The 14,593-nt window shown below is 66.9% G+C and carries 13 protein-coding genes; 5 read left to right on the top strand and 8 right to left on the bottom strand.

Annotated elements, in window-relative coordinates:
- Window positions 1–5 precede the first annotated feature (5 nt).
- The 3 genes from FHW81_RS08235 to coaBC are packed head-to-tail and all read right to left on the bottom strand — an operon-like array spanning window position 6 to window position 4,320.
- Window positions 6–2,612 (bottom strand): phosphomannomutase/phosphoglucomutase, encoded by a 2,607-nt coding sequence (locus FHW81_RS08235; protein ID WP_023122882.1) that lies wholly within the window; start codon window positions 2,610–2,612, stop codon window positions 6–8.
- Window positions 2,613–2,648: 36 nt separating this feature from the next.
- Complete coding sequence (dut, locus tag FHW81_RS08240; RefSeq protein WP_003098293.1) at window positions 2,649–3,104, bottom strand: dUTP diphosphatase; 456 nt, start codon at window positions 3,102–3,104, stop codon at window positions 2,649–2,651.
- Between the two features lie 7 nt (window positions 3,105–3,111).
- Window positions 3,112–4,320: a bifunctional phosphopantothenoylcysteine decarboxylase/phosphopantothenate--cysteine ligase CoaBC gene (coaBC, locus tag FHW81_RS08245; protein ID WP_003114358.1), complete on the bottom strand. Its 1,209-nt coding sequence runs from the start codon at window positions 4,318–4,320 to the stop codon at window positions 3,112–3,114.
- Window positions 4,321–4,459: 139 nt separating this feature from the next.
- Here coaBC and radC point away from each other — a divergent pair, with 139 nt between their 5' ends.
- Window positions 4,460–5,134 (top strand): RadC family protein, encoded by a 675-nt coding sequence (radC, locus tag FHW81_RS08250; protein ID WP_003096559.1) that lies wholly within the window; start codon window positions 4,460–4,462, stop codon window positions 5,132–5,134.
- 16 nt (window positions 5,135–5,150) lie between these two features.
- Here the strand turns inward: radC and FHW81_RS08255 are convergent, their stop codons facing one another.
- Both FHW81_RS08255 and FHW81_RS08260 read right to left on the bottom strand, forming a co-directional pair.
- The gene (locus FHW81_RS08255; protein ID WP_003098290.1) at window positions 5,151–5,699 is read right to left on the bottom strand and encodes a hypothetical protein; all 549 of its coding nucleotides are present in this window, start codon (window positions 5,697–5,699) and stop codon (window positions 5,151–5,153) included.
- Between the two features lie 25 nt (window positions 5,700–5,724).
- On the bottom strand, window positions 5,725–7,305 hold the full coding sequence (locus tag FHW81_RS08260; RefSeq protein ID WP_003098288.1) for an ABC transporter substrate-binding protein: 1,581 nt from the start codon (window positions 7,303–7,305) through the stop codon (window positions 5,725–5,727).
- Window positions 7,306–7,659: 354 nt separating this feature from the next.
- Here FHW81_RS08260 and rpmB point away from each other — a divergent pair, with 354 nt between their 5' ends.
- On the top strand, window positions 7,660–7,896 hold the full coding sequence (gene rpmB, locus FHW81_RS08265; RefSeq protein WP_003096556.1) for a 50S ribosomal protein L28: 237 nt from the start codon (window positions 7,660–7,662) through the stop codon (window positions 7,894–7,896).
- A gap of 11 nt (window positions 7,897–7,907) precedes the next feature.
- Window positions 7,908–8,063, top strand: a complete 156-nt coding sequence (gene rpmG / locus FHW81_RS08270; protein WP_003096555.1) for a 50S ribosomal protein L33 — start codon at window positions 7,908–7,910, stop codon at window positions 8,061–8,063.
- Between the two features lie 133 nt (window positions 8,064–8,196).
- Here rpmG and FHW81_RS08275 read toward each other — a convergent pair whose 3' ends face one another.
- On the bottom strand, window positions 8,197–8,559 hold the full coding sequence (locus FHW81_RS08275) for a cupin domain-containing protein (protein ID WP_003096551.1): 363 nt from the start codon (window positions 8,557–8,559) through the stop codon (window positions 8,197–8,199).
- A gap of 66 nt (window positions 8,560–8,625) precedes the next feature.
- A complete protein-coding gene (locus tag FHW81_RS08280; RefSeq protein WP_004352308.1) occupies window positions 8,626–9,960 on the bottom strand; it encodes an aspartate aminotransferase family protein in 1,335 nt (444 codons plus the stop codon).
- Between the two features lie 229 nt (window positions 9,961–10,189).
- Here FHW81_RS08280 and FHW81_RS08285 point away from each other — a divergent pair, with 229 nt between their 5' ends.
- On the top strand, window positions 10,190–11,683 hold the full coding sequence (locus tag FHW81_RS08285; protein ID WP_003098285.1) for an aldehyde dehydrogenase: 1,494 nt from the start codon (window positions 10,190–10,192) through the stop codon (window positions 11,681–11,683).
- 146 nt (window positions 11,684–11,829) lie between these two features.
- Complete coding sequence (locus FHW81_RS08290; RefSeq protein WP_003114355.1) at window positions 11,830–12,993, top strand: MFS transporter; 1,164 nt, start codon at window positions 11,830–11,832, stop codon at window positions 12,991–12,993.
- Window positions 12,994–12,996: 3 nt separating this feature from the next.
- Here the strand turns inward: FHW81_RS08290 and FHW81_RS08295 are convergent, their stop codons facing one another.
- Window positions 12,997–14,586, bottom strand: coding sequence for a phospholipase D family protein (locus tag FHW81_RS08295; RefSeq protein ID WP_004347289.1), 1,590 nt, complete (start codon window positions 14,584–14,586; stop codon window positions 12,997–12,999).
- Window positions 14,587–14,593: the final 7 nt, after the last annotated feature.

The following is a 14,593-nucleotide window of genomic DNA, read 5'->3' on the forward strand; positions in this document are numbered from 1 at the left end:
ACATGTCAGAAGGGCACGGGCAGCGAGGAATCCACTGCCTTCAGTTGGTTACGGAAGACGGTCTTGATGCGCTCCAGCTCTTCCTCGGTGTCCGCTTCGAAGCGCAGGACCAGCACGGGAGTGGTGTTGGAGGCGCGTACCAGGCCCCAGCCTTTGGGGTAGTCGACCCGCACGCCGTCGAGGGTGGTGATGTTGCCTTCGCCCCATTGGGCGTCGCGTTGCAGCGCCTCGATGATGGCGAACTTGCTGTCCTCGGTGACGGTGATGTTGATTTCCGGGGTGGAAATGTCGCTCGGGAAGGCCGAGAACACGTGCTCGCTGTCACGCTGATCCTGGCTGAGGATTTCCAGCAGGCGGGCGGCGCTGTAGATGCCATCGTCGAAGCCGAACCAGCGCTCCTTGAAGAACACGTGGCCGCTCATCTCGCCAGCCAGCAGGGCGCCGGTTTCCTTCATCTTCTTCTTGATCAGCGAGTGGCCGGTCTTCCACATCACCGGACGGCCGCCGTAGCCGCTGATCAGGGCGATCAGACGGCGGGTGCACTTGACGTCGAAGATGATGTCGGCCCCCGGGTTGCGCGAGACCACGTCCTTGGCGAACAGCATCAGCAGACGGTCCGGATAGATGATGGTACCGGTATTGGTGACCACGCCGACGCGATCGCCGTCGCCGTCGAAGGCCAGGCCCAGGTCGGCGTTCTCGGCCTTGACCTTGGCGATCAGGTCCTTCAGGTTCTCCGGCTTGCCCGGGTCCGGATGGTGGTTCGGGAAGTTGCCGTCGACCTCGCAGTACAGCGGGATCACGCTGCAGCCCAGGGCCTCGATCAACTGCGGGGCGATCACCCCGGCCACGCCGTTGCCGCAGTCGACCACCACCTTCATCGGCTTGGCCATGGCGATGTCGTCGCGGATCTGCTTGAAGTAGCGCGGCAGGATGTCGACCTGCTCTACGCTGCCGACGCCGGATGCCAGGTCGTTTTTCTCGATGCGCTCGCGCAGGGCCTGGATCTGCTCGTTGGCCAGGGTCTCGCCGGCGACCACGATCTTGAAGCCGTTGTAGTCCGGCGGATTGTGGCTGCCGGTCAGCATCACCCCGGACTTGCCCTCGAGCACGTTGGCCGCGTAGTACAGCACCGGGGTAGGCACCATGCCCACGTCGCTGACCTGGCAACCGCAGTCCACCAGGCCCTGGATCAGCTGCTTGACCAGCTCGGGACCGGACAGGCGGCCATCGCGGCCGACAGCGACGCACGGTTCGCCGCGGGCGAGGCTTTCCGAGCCGATGGCGCGACCGATCCAGTAGGCGGTCTCGGCGGTGAGGGTATCGCCTACCACGCCACGGATGTCGTAGGCGCGGAAGATGCTGGCGGGCAGCGTCGGTGCTTTTACAGTGCTCATGATGGGGGTTTGCTCCAATCCCAGGAGGTCCTGGTCTTCATCGAGAATGTCGATATCCAGAATGTCGGTGTTCTGGAACAACGGATCTGCCAATGCCGGCTCCTCGCGAGGAGGCGCTTTCGCCACCGCCACCGGCGCCACCGGCGCTGCCTTGGCAGGGCTGGGCACGCTGGTCGGCTCCGGCTTGCGCCGCGGCTGGCGGGCCAATGCCTGGATCAGCGGGGCGAAGCCCGGCAGGCTAGGCACAGGGGGTTTGGCAGTGCGTTGCCCGCCGAGTTCCTGAAGATACTGACCGAGGGTCAGGACATCCTGATGCAGGCGGCGCAACAGCGACGAACGGGTGAGGTAGGTGCCGAGGATGCCGCCGAGCAGCGCCAGCAGCGCCGCGAGTGCCAGCAGCAGCGGCGAGGCCTGGGTCGAAGCGACGCTGCCGGGCGTGTAGTTCAGTTTCCAGTTCGGATTGCCGCTGTCCAGCGCTTGCGCACCCTTGCCCGGCGCCGGCGTACCGCGTTGCAGCAGCACCTGGGCCGGTGCGCCGGAGAACTGCTGGACCAGTTGTACCTGGCCGGCATCGCCCGGCAAGGGCGGCAGGGCGCGCAGCAGCCGTTGCAGGTCGACCGCCAGCAGCAGCGTGCCTTGCAGGCTCTGGTCGGCGCCGCGCACCGGCGCGGCGCTGTACAGCAACCAGCGCTGGCCGACCTTGTAGGCTTCGGCGGCGACGTTCTGGCCACTTTCCACCCGGTGCAGGATATCCAGGGCGGCGAAGCTGACCGGGCCGGGGCTGTCGTTGTCCTGGGCGGCCTGGCCGGGCGCGTTCAGGTGGGCATCGACCACGCCGTCCCAGGCCAGCAGGCTGCGCTGGGCGGCCTCGATGCGGGTGGCGTCGCCGCTTTGCAGGGCTTCGAGGGCGAGGGGGCTGGCCGCGGCGGCGCGGGTGTCGGCGGCGAGTTGCTGCAAGGCCTGGCGCAAGGCGCCGGCCTGGCCTTCGGCCCAGGCCGCGTCCAACTGGCGCTGCTGCGCCTCACCGGCGCCGCCGAAGACGCCGAACCAGAGCAGGGCGCCGGCGGCCGCCACGCCCAGTAGGCTGGCGCCTATGCCGGGCAGCAGGTCCTTGCCGTCAGCGCGTTCGGACGCTGCCTTGCGCGGCTTCTTTTCCGGTTCGAGCAGGTCGCCCAACTCGTTCCCATCCTTGGCGGTGCGCTGGAAAAGCTTCATGCCGCGTCTCCTCGGCGTCTCGTCCTGTGTTCGGGGTCAGTGGCTGCCGGAATGGCCGAAGCCGCCGGCGCCGCGCTGGCTTTCGTCGAACGCTTCGACCAGCTCGAAATGCGCCTGCACCACCGGCACCAGTACCAACTGCGCGATGCGCTCGCCGACGGCGATGGTGAACGGCGACTCGCCGCGGTTCCAGCACGACACCATCAGCTCGCCCTGGTAGTCCGAGTCGATCAGGCCGACCAGGTTGCCCAGCACGATGCCGTGCTTGTGGCCCAGGCCGGAGCGCGGCAGGACCAGGGCGGCGAGGCCGGGATCGGCGATGTAGATGGACAGGCCGGTGGGAATCAGCAGGGTCTGGCCCGGGCCGAGGACGCTGTCCTCCTTGAGCATGGCGCGCAGGTCCAGGCCGGCCGAGCCCGGCGTGGCGTACTGCGGGAGCGGGAAGTCGGAGCCCAGGCGGGGGTCGAGGATCTTGGCTTGGAGAGAGTGCATCAGTAACTCATTGCTGGTTGAGGCGGTCGGCGATGAAGGCGACCAGCTGGCGAGCGATCTTGCCCTTGCTGGTCTGGGCGAAGGTGCTCGGATGCAGGTCGCGGTCGATCACCGTGATCGCGTTCTCGTCGCTGTTGAAGCCGATCGAGGGGTTGGCCACGTCGTTGGCGACGATCAGGTCGAGGTTCTTGTCCTTCAGCTTGCGTGCAGCATAGTCCAGCAGGTTTTCGGTTTCTGCGGCGAAGCCCACGCTGAAGGGACGATCCTCGCGCTGTGCGAGGGTGGCGAGAATGTCGGGATTGCGCACCAGCTGCAAGAGCAAGCCCTCGCCGCTGGTAGGGTCTTTCTTCAGTTTGTGCGCGGCGACCACTTCCGGGCGGTAGTCGGCGACCGCCGCGGAGGCGATCAGCAGGTCGCAGGGCATCGCCGCCTCGCAGGCGGCCAGCATGTCGCGGGCGCTGACCACGTCGACGCGCTGCACCCGGTCGGGCGTCGGCAGGTGCACCGGGCCGGTGACCAGGGTCACTCGTGCGCCGGCTTCCACCGCCGCCTCGGCGAGGGCGAAGCCCATCTTTCCGGAACTGTGGTTGGTGATGTAGCGCACCGGGTCGATGTTTTCCTGGGTCGGGCCGGCGGTAATCAGCACATGCACGCCGGTCAGCGCCTGGCGCTGGAAGCAGTCGGCGGCGCGCTGCGCCAGTTCCTCGGCTTCGAGCATGCGCCCGAGGCCGACGTCGCCGCAGGCCTGGCTGCCCGCTGCCGGACCGAACAGGTGGAAGCCGCGCTGGCGCAGCAGCTCGGCGTTGGCCTGGGTCGCGGTGTCGCGCCACATGGCCTGGTTCATCGCCGGTGCCAGGGCGATTTGCGCGTCGGTGGCCAGCACCAGGGTGGTCAGCAGGTCGTTGGCCACGCCCTGGACCAGGCGCGCCATGAGGTCGGCGGTAGCCGGTGCGATCAGCACCAGATCGGCCCAGCGGGCCAGTTCGATGTGGCCCATCGCGGCTTCCGCCGCCGGGTCCAGCAGATCGGTATGCACCGGATGGCCGGACAACGCCTGGAGGGTCAGGGGCGTGATGAACTCGCGGCCGCCCTGGGTCATCACCACTCGGACTTCAGCGCCCTGGTCGCGCAGGCGGCGGACCAGTTCGGCGCTCTTGTAGGCGGCAATGCCGCCGCCCACGCCGAGGACGATGCGTTTCCGATAGAGCCGCTGCATAGGCTTGCCTTAATAAGGAAATGGATGACATGCGCTTCGGCAAACGCGCCTCCCCAGGTCGTCTGCCGCGCAAAAAGGATGGGCTAAGATAGCACAGCGTCCGCACGGGAACAGCGGGCGGGCTCGATGGGGAAAGCGAATGAGCATCCGCGATTGGCCCGAAGCCGAACGGCCTCGGGAGAAGCTTCTGGAGCAGGGCGCGGCGGCCCTTTCCGATGCCGAGCTGTTGGCGATCTTCCTGCGTACGGGAGTGACCGGTTGCAGTGCGGTCGAGCTGTCGCGGCGGCTGTTGAGCGAGTTCGGCGGGCTGCGTGCCCTGCTCGAGGCGGACCTCGCCTCGTTCTGCGGCCATCTCGGGCTCGGCGTGGCCAAGTATGCGCAATTGCAGGCCGTGCTGGAGATGGGCCGGCGCCACCTGGCCGAGCGCCTGCGTCGCGATTCGATACTGGAGAGCCCGCAGGCGGTGCGCGACTATCTCAAGGCGCGCCTGCGCCACGAGCAGCACGAGGTGTTCGCCTGCCTGTTCCTCGACACGAGGCACCGGGTCCTGGCGTTCGAGGTGCTGTTCCAGGGCAGCATCGATGGCGCCAGCGTCTACCCGCGCCAGGTGGTCAAGCGCACCCTGGCGCACAACGCGGCGGCGCTGATCCTGACCCATAACCACCCCTCCGGCGACGCCCGTCCGAGTCTCGCCGACCGCCAGCTCACTGCGCGCCTCAAGGAAGCCTTGGCGCTCATCGACGTGCGGGTGCTCGACCACTTCATCATCGGCGACGGCGAGCCGCTGTCGCTGGCCGAATACGGTTGGCTGTGAGCGTTCGACGAAGGGCTCAGCCCAGGCGCCGCTCGATGCCCGCCAGCAGGCGCCGGCGGATCAGCCCGCTGACCGGGCGGATCGCCAACCAGTAGGGGGTGAAGCGCAGGCGGCTGGCGCGATCGGGGCAGAACACCCGGGTTTCCGTGTGCAGCAGGGTACCGCTGGCGCTGGGCGTGCAACGGAAACACAGCACGAGCTTGGCCACTCCGGGCTGGTCGTAGCAGCGGAAATGCTCGCCGTCCGCGATGCGTTCCAGGGCGAAGTCGGCGCGCCAGAAGCGGCCGACCAGGCCGTAGGCGATGGCCTGGTCGGCGCGGCGCTCCAGGCGGGTGAACTCATGCAGGCCGAAGCGTGGGCGGCCGGCCAGGTCGTTGCGCCGGCCCAGCAGGCCGGCCAGCCTTCCCGGCGCTTCGCGCAGGACGAGGAAGGCGCGCACCAGCGGGTCGTCGAAGCGCAGCAGGTCTTCCACCGCGTCGAGTACCGCTGCGGCCGGCGCGTCGATCAGCCGCTGGTGGTGTTCGCTGAACTGCCAATGCGGCAGGTAGAGACGGTCGAGATCCATCGCTGGGTTCTCCCGGGCGTGGCCTTCAGCGTTTCACGGCGACCCGAGAGAAATCCTGGCGACCGAACGGATTGACCTGGTAGCCCTGCACCTCCTGGCGGGTAAGGGCGAAGGCGGTCGGGTGGGCCAGGGGCAGCCAGAGCGCCTGTTCGTGGATCAGTTTCTGCGCCTGGTGGTACAGGCCGGTGCGTTGTTCCTGGCTGCTGGCGGCCTTGCCGTCGGCAATCAGCTTGTCCAGGCCGGGGTCGCAATAGCGCGCGAAGTTGAGCCCCGACTTGACGCTGGCGCAGCTGAATTGCGGAGTGAGGAAGTTGTCCGGATCGCCGTTGTCGCCTGCCCAACCCATGAACAGCAGGTCGTGTTCGCCGTTCTTGGCGCGACGGATCAACTCGCCCCATTCGATGACGCGGATGTTGGCCTTGATCCCGGCCTCCGCCAGGTCGGCCTGGAGCAGTTGGGCGCCGAGGCTCGGGTTGGGGTTGAGCAGGCTGCCGGACGGGCGGGTCCAGATGTTCAGCTCGGGAAGCTGCTTGCCGGCCAGCAGCTTGCGCGCCTGTTCGGGGGCGTGCGGGTAGGCGGGAATATCCCTGGCATAGCTCCAGGTGTTCGGCGGATAGATGCCGGTGGCGGCACTGGCGCTGCCTTCGAATACCGCCTGCAGGTAGCTGGTGCGGTCGAAGGCCAGGTTGATCGCCTGGCGCACCTTGGGATCGTCCAGCGGCGGATGCTGGGTATTGAGGGCGACGAAGGCGGTCATGAAGGCCGGCGTCTGCTCGACCTTCAGGCTGGCGTCCTTGCGCGCGCTCTCCACGTCCAGCGGCTTCGGCGACAGGGCGATCTGGCATTCGCCGCGGCGCAACTTCTGCAGGCGCACGTTGGCGTCCGGGGTGATGGCGAAGATCAGCGCGTCGACCGCCGGCTTGCCGGCGAAGTACTCGGGGTTGGCGGCGTAGCGCACCACCGCGTCCTTCTGGAAGCGCTTGAACACGAACGGGCCGCTGCCGATCGGCTCGGCGTTGAGCTTTTCCGGGGTTCCGGCCTTCATCAACTGGTCGGCGTATTCCGCCGAATAGATGGAGGCGAAGCCCATGCTCAGCATCGGCAGGAAGGTCGCGTCGGGGTGGTCGAGAACGAACAGCACCTGGTGGTCGCCGCTTTTCTCCACCCGCTTGATCAGCTCCGGCAGTTGCATCGACTGGGCGTGCGGGAAGCCGTTCTGCGCCACCTTGTGCCAGGGATTGGCCGGATCGAGCATGCGCTGGAAGCTGAACACCACGTCGTCGGCGTCGAGCGTACGGCTCGGCTTGAAGTAGGCGGTGCTGTGGAAGTGCACACCCTGGCGCAGGTCGAAGCGATAGCTCAGGCCGTCGTCGGACACCGACCAGCGCTCGGCCAGCGAGGGCACCACCGTCCCCTTGCCGGCGTCGAACTCGACCAGGCGATTCATCAGCACATCGGCCGAGGCGTTGGTGGTGGTCAGCGAGTTGTACTGGACCACGTCGAAGCCCTCGGGGCTGGCTTCGGTGCACACGCTCAAGGCGGCAGCGGCGGCGGGCTGGGCGAGCAGCAGGGGGGCGAGGAACAGGGAGAAAGCGGCGAGGCGCATGACGGGCTCCATTCGAACGGTTAACATGCCCATCCGCAGCGGTTGGGCGCAGTCATGCAAGGCCGTTGGCGACCTTGAATCGCTACCCTAGACCATGCGGCGGGCAGCGACAACGAGGCAAGGCGACGAACGGCCGCGGTGCGAAGCCCGCAGTGAGGCGGGCCGCGGCTGCGCCATGGTCTTCACCCTTGCGGCGCGGGGCGCCTTTCTGATATAAAGCTGCGCTCTTTTCTGGGGCCACGCTCTCCTTCGTCGGGATGCAGCGGGTAAGACCCCGGTGAAACTGAGTATCGAACTTGAGTTAAAGCAGCCAACCCATGCCGGGTTGGGCATGAGGTTATAGAGGGCTGAGGCATGTCTAGAGTCTGTCAAGTAACCGGTAAGGGTCCGGTTACCGGGAATAACATTTCCCACGCACACAACAAAACCCGCCGCCGTTTCCTGCCGAACCTGCAGCACCACCGTTTCTGGGTCGAGTCCGAGAAGCGCTTCGTACGTCTGCGCGTTTCCGCCAAGGGCATGCGTATCATCGACAAGCGTGGCATCGAGGCCGTCCTGGCTGACCTGCGTGCCCGCGGCGAAAAATTCTAAGGAGCTGAATCATGCGTGAATTGATTCGTCTGGTGTCCAGCGCCGGTACCGGCCACTTCTACACCACCGACAAGAACAAGCGTACCAAGCCTGAGAAGATCGAGATCAAGAAGTACGATCCGGTTGTTCGTCAGCACGTGATCTACAAGGAAGCCAAGATCAAGTAATTGATCCGGCACCTTGCGAAAAGCCCGCCCCTGGCGGGCTTTTTCATTTCCGGCGTACGAACCCCGGGCCGCGCACAAAAAAGCCCGCCAGGTGGCGGGCAAGGGTAACAAGCATTCTGGATGCAGCCGGGGCTCAGGCCTTGGCTTCGAAGATCACATACACCTTGCGACAGGCTTCGAGCACTTCCCAGGTGCCCTGGAAGCCGGCAGGGATCACGAAGCGGTCGCCGGCGCGCACGGTCTTGGCGTTGCCGTGCCGGTCGCGCAGCACCGAGACGCCCTGGATGATCTCGCAGTACTCGTGTTCGGTGTAGTTCACCGTCCACTGGCCCACGGCGCCTTCCCAGATACCGGCGTTGAACTGCCCGCAGGGGCTGCCGTAGTGGTTGCGCACGCTCTGTTTCGGGTCGCCCTTGAGGATTTTCTCCGGCGCCGGGCTGTAGTGCTCCGGGGCGCTGTTGGCCTGAGCGAAGTCGACGATCTGTTCGATGTTCATGCTGACTCTCGGTTCTTGTGGTGCTGGCCAGTTGGGGGGCAGGGCGGCGCCAGCCGCCCGCCTGGATCAGACGCTGGCGCGGATGGCCTGGGCCAGGCGCTCGACGATCTGGTCGATGTGGGGCTTGTCGATGATCAGCGGCGGCGACATGGCGATGATGTCGCCGGTCACCCGGACCATCAGGTCGTGCTCCCAGAAGCAGCGCTCGAAGACGTCGTAGCCGCGCTTGCCGGGGCCGTCCGCGTGCGGCGCCAGTTGCACGCCGCCGACCAGGCCTACGGCGCGGATGTCGACCACGTTGGGCAGGTCGCGCAGGCTGAACAGCGCGTCCTGCCAGTAGCCTTCCAGTTCGACGGCCCGCTGGAACAGGTCGTCGCGACGGTAGATGTCCAGGGTCGCCAGGGCGGCGGCGCAGGCTACCGGATGGCCGGAATAGGTATAGCCGTGGAAGAACTCGATGGCGCCCTGCGGGCCTTGCATGAAGGCAGCATGGATCTTCTCGTCGACGAATACGGCGCCCATCGGGATGCTGCCGTTGGTCAGCCCCTTGGCGCAGGTCAGCAGGTCCGGGACGACGCCCCAGCGCTGCGCGGCGAAGGCTTCGCCGACGCGGCCGAAACCGGTGATCACTTCGTCGAAGATCAGCAGGATGCCATGCTTGCGGGTTATCTCGCGCAGCCGCTGAAGGTAGCCCTTGGGCGGCAGCACCACGCCGGCCGAGCCGGACATCGGCTCGACGATCACCGCGGCGATATTCTCGGCGCCGTGCAGGGTCACCAGGCGTTCCAGCTCCTCGGCCTTTTCCACGCCATGCTCGGGCAGGCCGACGGTGAAGGCGTTGCGGGCGACGTCCAGGGTGTGCGGCAGGTGGTCGACCCCCGGCAGCAGGTTGGCGGAGAAGGCCTTGCGGTTGTTGACCATACCGCCTACCGACAGGCCGCCGAAGCCGACCCCGTGGTAGCCCAGTTCGCGGCCGATCAGGCGGGTGCGGGTGCCCTGGCCGATGGCGCGCTGGTAGGCAAGGGCGATCTTCAGCGCGGTGTCCGCCGATTCCGAGCCGGAGTTGGTGAAGAACACTTTGTTCAGGCTCGGCGGGGCGATTTCCGCCAGCCGCGCGGCGAGTTCGAACGGCAGCGGGTGACCCATCTGGAACGGCGGGGCGTAGTCGAGGGTGGCGATCTGCCGGGCCACCGCTTCGCTGATCTCGCGCCGGCCGTGGCCGGCATTGCAGCACCAGAGGCCGGCGGTGCCGTCGAGGATGCGGCGCCCGCCCTGGGCGATATAGTGGATGCCTTCGGCGCTTTCCAGCAGGCGCGGCCGCGCCTTGAACTGGCGGTTGGCGGTGAAGGGCATCCAGAAGTTGTCGAGGCTGCTCGACTGCGGCTCGTTATTCATTGTCATAGGGCCACCCAGGTTGCACGCGAGGGATGAAGACGCTAGTCCGGGCGAGTCTATGTTTAAAATAATGAACGTGACAAGGGAGTTAGAGGGGTTCCTGTCAAATATATTGAAAACAGGCGCTGCTCTGGTTTAGGGTGGCGGACACCACGGGCCGCGCGCCCGCCTTGCAGAATCTGACAGCGCGCCTGTCTCCCAGGCGCCCAGAACACCAATAAGAGGACACGTTGTCATGACCACCCTGACCCGCGCCGACTGGGAAGCCCGCGCCAAAGACCTGAAGATCGAAGGCCGTGCCTTCGTCAACGGCGAATACAGCAACGCCGCCTCCGGCGAGACCTTCGATTGCCTGAGCCCGGTGGATGGCCGCTTCCTGGCCAAGGTCGCCAGTTGCGACCTGGCCGATGCCGAGCAGGCGGTCAAGGTCGCCCGCAATGCCTTCGATTCCGGCGCCTGGTCGCGCCTGGCGCCGGCCAAGCGCAAGCAGACGATGATCCGCTTCGCCGATCTGCTGCTGGAGAACGCCGAGGAGCTGGCCCTGCTGGAAACCCTGGACATGGGCAAGCCGATCAGCGACTCGCTGCACATCGACGTCGCCAGCGCCGCCAACAGCCTGCGCTGGAGCGCCGAGGCGATCGACAAGATCTATGACGAAGTCGCCGCCACTCCCCATGCCGAGCTGGGCCTGGTGACCCGCGAGCCGGTCGGCGTGGTCGCCGCCATCGTGCCGTGGAACTTCCCGCTGCTGATGTCCTGCTGGAAACTCGGTCCGGCCCTGGCCACCGGCAACTCGGTGATCCTCAAGCCCTCCGAGAAGTCGCCGCTGACCGCCATCCGCATCGCCCAGCTGGCCGTCGAGGCCGGCATTCCGAAAGGCGTGTTCAACGTGCTGCCGGGCTATGGCCACACGGTAGGCAAGGCGCTGGCATTGCACATGGATGTCGACACCCTGGTGTTCACCGGTTCGACCAAGATCGCCAAGCAACTGATGGTCTATGCCGGCGAGTCGAACATGAAGCGCGTCTGGCTGGAGGCCGGCGGCAAGAGCCCGAACATCGTCTTCGCCGACGCCCCGGACCTGAAGGCCGCCGCCGAAGCCGCTGCCGGCGCCATCGCCTTCAACCAGGGCGAAGTCTGCACCGCCGGTTCGCGCCTGCTGGTGGAGCGCTCCATCAAGGACAAGTTCCTGCCCCTGGTGATCGAGGCCCTCAAGGGCTGGAAGCCGGGCAACCCGCTGGATCCGGAAACCAACGTCGGCGCGCTGGTGGACACCCAGCAGATGAACACCGTGCTGTCCTACATCGAGGCCGGTCACAACGACGGCGCCAAGCTGGTCGCCGGCGGCAAGCGGACCCTGGAAGAAACCGGCGGCACCTACGTCGAGCCGACCATCTTCGACGGCGTGACCAATGCGATGAAGATCGCCCGCGAGGAAATCTTCGGCCCGGTGCTCTCGGTGATCGAGTTCGAGGATGCTGAGGAAGCCGTGCGCATCGCCAACGACACGCCCTATGGGCTGGCGGCGGCGGTCTGGACCAGCAACCTGTCCAAGGCGCACCTGACTGCCAAGGCCCTGCGCGCCGGCAGCGTCTGGGTCAACCAGTACGACGGCGGCGACATGACCGCTCCGTTCGGCGGCTTCAAGCAGTCGGGCAACGGTCGCGACAAGTCGCTGCACGCCTTCGACAAGTACACCGAGCTGAAGGCGACCTGGATCAAGCTCTGATCGCCTAGGTCGGCCCTTCCGGGCCGGCTCTCTCGAGCCACACCCGCGGCCGGGTTTCCTTCTGGAAGCCCGGCCGCTGTGCTTCGTGCGCCGGATATATCCGCTCGCCCCGGCAAGGCTTCCGGGGTGCCAACGGGAGAATCGCAATGCGTTGGGGAAGCTATTTCGCCGTCTGTTCCGCAGTCATCAGCATCGGCCTCGCCCTTGGCCTGACCATGCCGCTGGTCTCGTTGCGCCTGGAGAGCTGGGGCTACGGCAGTTTCGCCATCGGCGTGATGGCCAGCACGCCGGCAGTGGGCGTGCTGCTCGGCGCGATGATCGCCGGGCGCCTCGCCGCGCGCGTCGGCACGCCGCGGCTGATGCAGTTGTGCCTGCTCACCGGGGCAGCCTCCGTCGGCCTGCTGGCGCTGCTGCAGAGCTACCCGGTATGGCTGTTGCTGCGCCTGCTGATCGGCGTGCAGCTCACCGTGGTGTTCATCCTCGGGGAAAGCTGGATCAACCAGTTGGCAGTGGAGAAGTGGCGTGGCCGGCTGGTCGCGCTGTACGGCACCGGCTACGCCCTCAGCCAACTGTCCGGGCCGGTACTGCTGACCTTCATCGGTACCGCCGACGACCGTGGCTTCTGGTTCGGCGTCTGCCTGCTGATTGCTGGCTCGTTGCTGCTGCTGGGCCGCAGCGGTGCGCCCAGGGTCGATCCGCACAGTGCCTCCGGGCGCGGTTTGTGGGCCTTCTGCCGGGGCCTGCCGGCGATCGCCTGGGCGGTGGTGTTGTTCGCTGCCTTCGAGGCGATGATCCTCACCCTGCTGCCGGTATACGGGTTGCGCCAGGGCTTTCCGCAAGCGGTGGCGCTGGCCATGGTCAGTACCGTGGTGGTGGGCGATGCATTGTTGCAGCTGCCGATCGGCTGGCTCGCCGACCGGGTCTCGCGCAGCGGCCTGTTCGGCGGCTGCGGCCTGGTGCTGCTGCTGAGCAGCCTGGCGATTCCCCTGCTGCTGCAGACGCCGTTGATCTGGCCGCTGCTGGTGCTGTTCGGGGCCAGCGCCGGCGGGTTGTTCACCCTGGCGCTGATCCTGATCGGCGAGCGCTACCGAGACGATGCCCTGGTCCGGGCCAATGCCCATGTCGCGCAGCTATGGGGCATCGGCTGCCTGCTCGGCCCGCTGGCCACCGGCGCCGCCAGCCAGTGGATCAGCGGTCACGCCCTGCCGTTGATGATGGCGCTCGGCGCGGCGGGCTTCGTGGTGCTGGTGCGGCTGCGCGGGGCGATTCCGGCGGACGACGAGGCGACCGGCCTGGAAGCCTCCGAGTGACCCTCAGAGCATCTTTTCCAGTCCGATCATTCCCGCAACCCAGGCGTTCAGGCGTCGCCACAGGCTACCCGGCTCGTGGCGCAGGACCTGGGGCCGGCCGTCGCGCTCATCGATCCAGACCAGCTTCGGCCGGCTACCGCTGCGGTCGATGCGCACCTGGTAGCTGACGCTCGGCGCCATGCCCTCCAGCGCCAGTTGGCGGACCTGCTCGGCCAGCAGCGGACTGTCGACGATGACCCCGACTTCGGTGTTCCACAGGATCGAGCGCGGATCGAAGTTGAACGAACCGATGAATACCTTGCGCCGGTCGAAGACCATCGCCTTGCTGTGCAGGCTGGCGCTGCTCGATCCGTGCAGGCGCCAGGGCGCGCCGCTCAGCGGCTGGTCGGGATTGGCGCGCAGCTCGTAGAGCTTAACGCCATGCTCAAGCAGCGCCATCCGATAGGGCGCGTAGCCGGCATGCACGGCGGGCACGTCGGTGGCTTCCAGGGAGTTGGTCAGCAGGCGCACGCGGACGCCGCTGTCGGCCTTGCCGGTGAGGTAGTTGAGACCGTCCTTGGCCGGAACGAAATACGCCGAGACCAGGATCAGTTCCTTCTGCACGCCCTTGAACAGGCCCGCCAGGTGCGGACTGAGCAATAGGTGCGGGTCGGGCTCGCCGCGGCTCAATACCTTCAGCGGCGCATCCCAGATCGCCTCGGCGCGGGCCCAGGTGAGATTCTCCAGCCAGTTGCCCAGGCGTGGCTGGTCGCCGCGGTCGAACAGGTGGCGGATGTAGCCGGACTCCTTCACCGACTCCTTGCGCAGGTAGCGCTGCAACTTGCGTCGGGCCGACTCCAGTTCGCCGGGATAAGGCGCGCGCCAGAGGAAATCCTCGATCGGCCGGCTGATGGCGCTGTTCCAGTACTGGTCGAAGCTGTGCGAGAGCTGGTTGGCGATGGGGCCGACGCCGAGCAGGTCGAGGTCGGTGAAGTTCATCTCCGGCTTGGCGTTGAAATACTCGTCGCCGAGGTTGCGTCCGCCGACGATGGCCGCCGTGCCGTCGGCCAGCCACAGCTTGTTGTGCATGCGCCGGTGTTGCTGGGACAGGTTGAACAGGCGGCCGACGCCTCGCGTGATGCCGGTGGCGCGGCCCAGGTGCAACGGGTTGAACAGGCGCACCTGGATGTTCGGATGGGCGGAGAGCACACCGATCTCGTAGTCCCAGCCATCGCTGGCGGTGTCGTCGATGAGGATGCGTACCCGCACGCCACGGTCGGCTGCCTTGAGCAACTCGTAGGCGAGGGCGCGCGTGGTCAGTCCGTCGTGGACGATGTAGTACTGGATGTCGAGGCTGCGCTGGGCTGCGCGAATCAGCGCCGCGCGGGCGACGAAGGCATCCTCGCTGGCGCCCAGGAGGTGGAAGCCGGACTGGCCGGGGTGGTCGCGTCCCTGGATTTCGGCCTGCCTGGCCAGCCAGGTACCCTCGGCGGGCAGTGCCGACGACGGTTGCGGCGGAGGAGTGCTGGCGCAGCCGGAGAGGGCCAGGAGGGCCAGCAGGAGGAATCGGCGAAGCAAGGATATCTCCCGTGGAAACTCGAACGACCGGCTCATCCCGGTC

The sequence above is a fragment of the Pseudomonas sp. RC10-4-2 genome, assembly GCF_050433085.1.
Taxonomy (GTDB): Bacteria; Pseudomonadota; Gammaproteobacteria; order Pseudomonadales; family Pseudomonadaceae; genus Pseudomonas; species Pseudomonas aeruginosa.

Coding starts and splice junctions, on each gene's coding strand:
- FHW81_RS08295 (WP_004347289.1), bottom strand. CDS start 14,586: ATGAGCCGGTCGTTCGAGTTTCCACGGGAGATATCCTTGCTTCGCCGA.
- FHW81_RS08285 (WP_003098285.1), top strand. CDS start 10,190: ATGACCACCCTGACCCGCGCCGACTGGGAAGCCCGCGCCAAAGACCTG.
- radC (WP_003096559.1), top strand. CDS start 4,460: ATGAGCATCCGCGATTGGCCCGAAGCCGAACGGCCTCGGGAGAAGCTT.
- FHW81_RS08290 (WP_003114355.1), top strand. CDS start 11,830: ATGCGTTGGGGAAGCTATTTCGCCGTCTGTTCCGCAGTCATCAGCATC.
- rpmB (WP_003096556.1), top strand. CDS start 7,660: ATGTCTAGAGTCTGTCAAGTAACCGGTAAGGGTCCGGTTACCGGGAAT.
- FHW81_RS08280 (WP_004352308.1), bottom strand. CDS start 9,960: ATGACAATGAATAACGAGCCGCAGTCGAGCAGCCTCGACAACTTCTGG.
- FHW81_RS08275 (WP_003096551.1), bottom strand. CDS start 8,559: ATGAACATCGAACAGATCGTCGACTTCGCTCAGGCCAACAGCGCCCCG.
- FHW81_RS08235 (WP_023122882.1), bottom strand. CDS start 2,612: ATGAAGCTTTTCCAGCGCACCGCCAAGGATGGGAACGAGTTGGGCGAC.
- FHW81_RS08255 (WP_003098290.1), bottom strand. CDS start 5,699: ATGGATCTCGACCGTCTCTACCTGCCGCATTGGCAGTTCAGCGAACAC.
- FHW81_RS08260 (WP_003098288.1), bottom strand. CDS start 7,305: ATGCGCCTCGCCGCTTTCTCCCTGTTCCTCGCCCCCCTGCTGCTCGCC.
- coaBC (WP_003114358.1), bottom strand. CDS start 4,320: ATGCAGCGGCTCTATCGGAAACGCATCGTCCTCGGCGTGGGCGGCGGC.
- dut (WP_003098293.1), bottom strand. CDS start 3,104: ATGCACTCTCTCCAAGCCAAGATCCTCGACCCCCGCCTGGGCTCCGAC.
- rpmG (WP_003096555.1), top strand. CDS start 7,908: ATGCGTGAATTGATTCGTCTGGTGTCCAGCGCCGGTACCGGCCACTTC.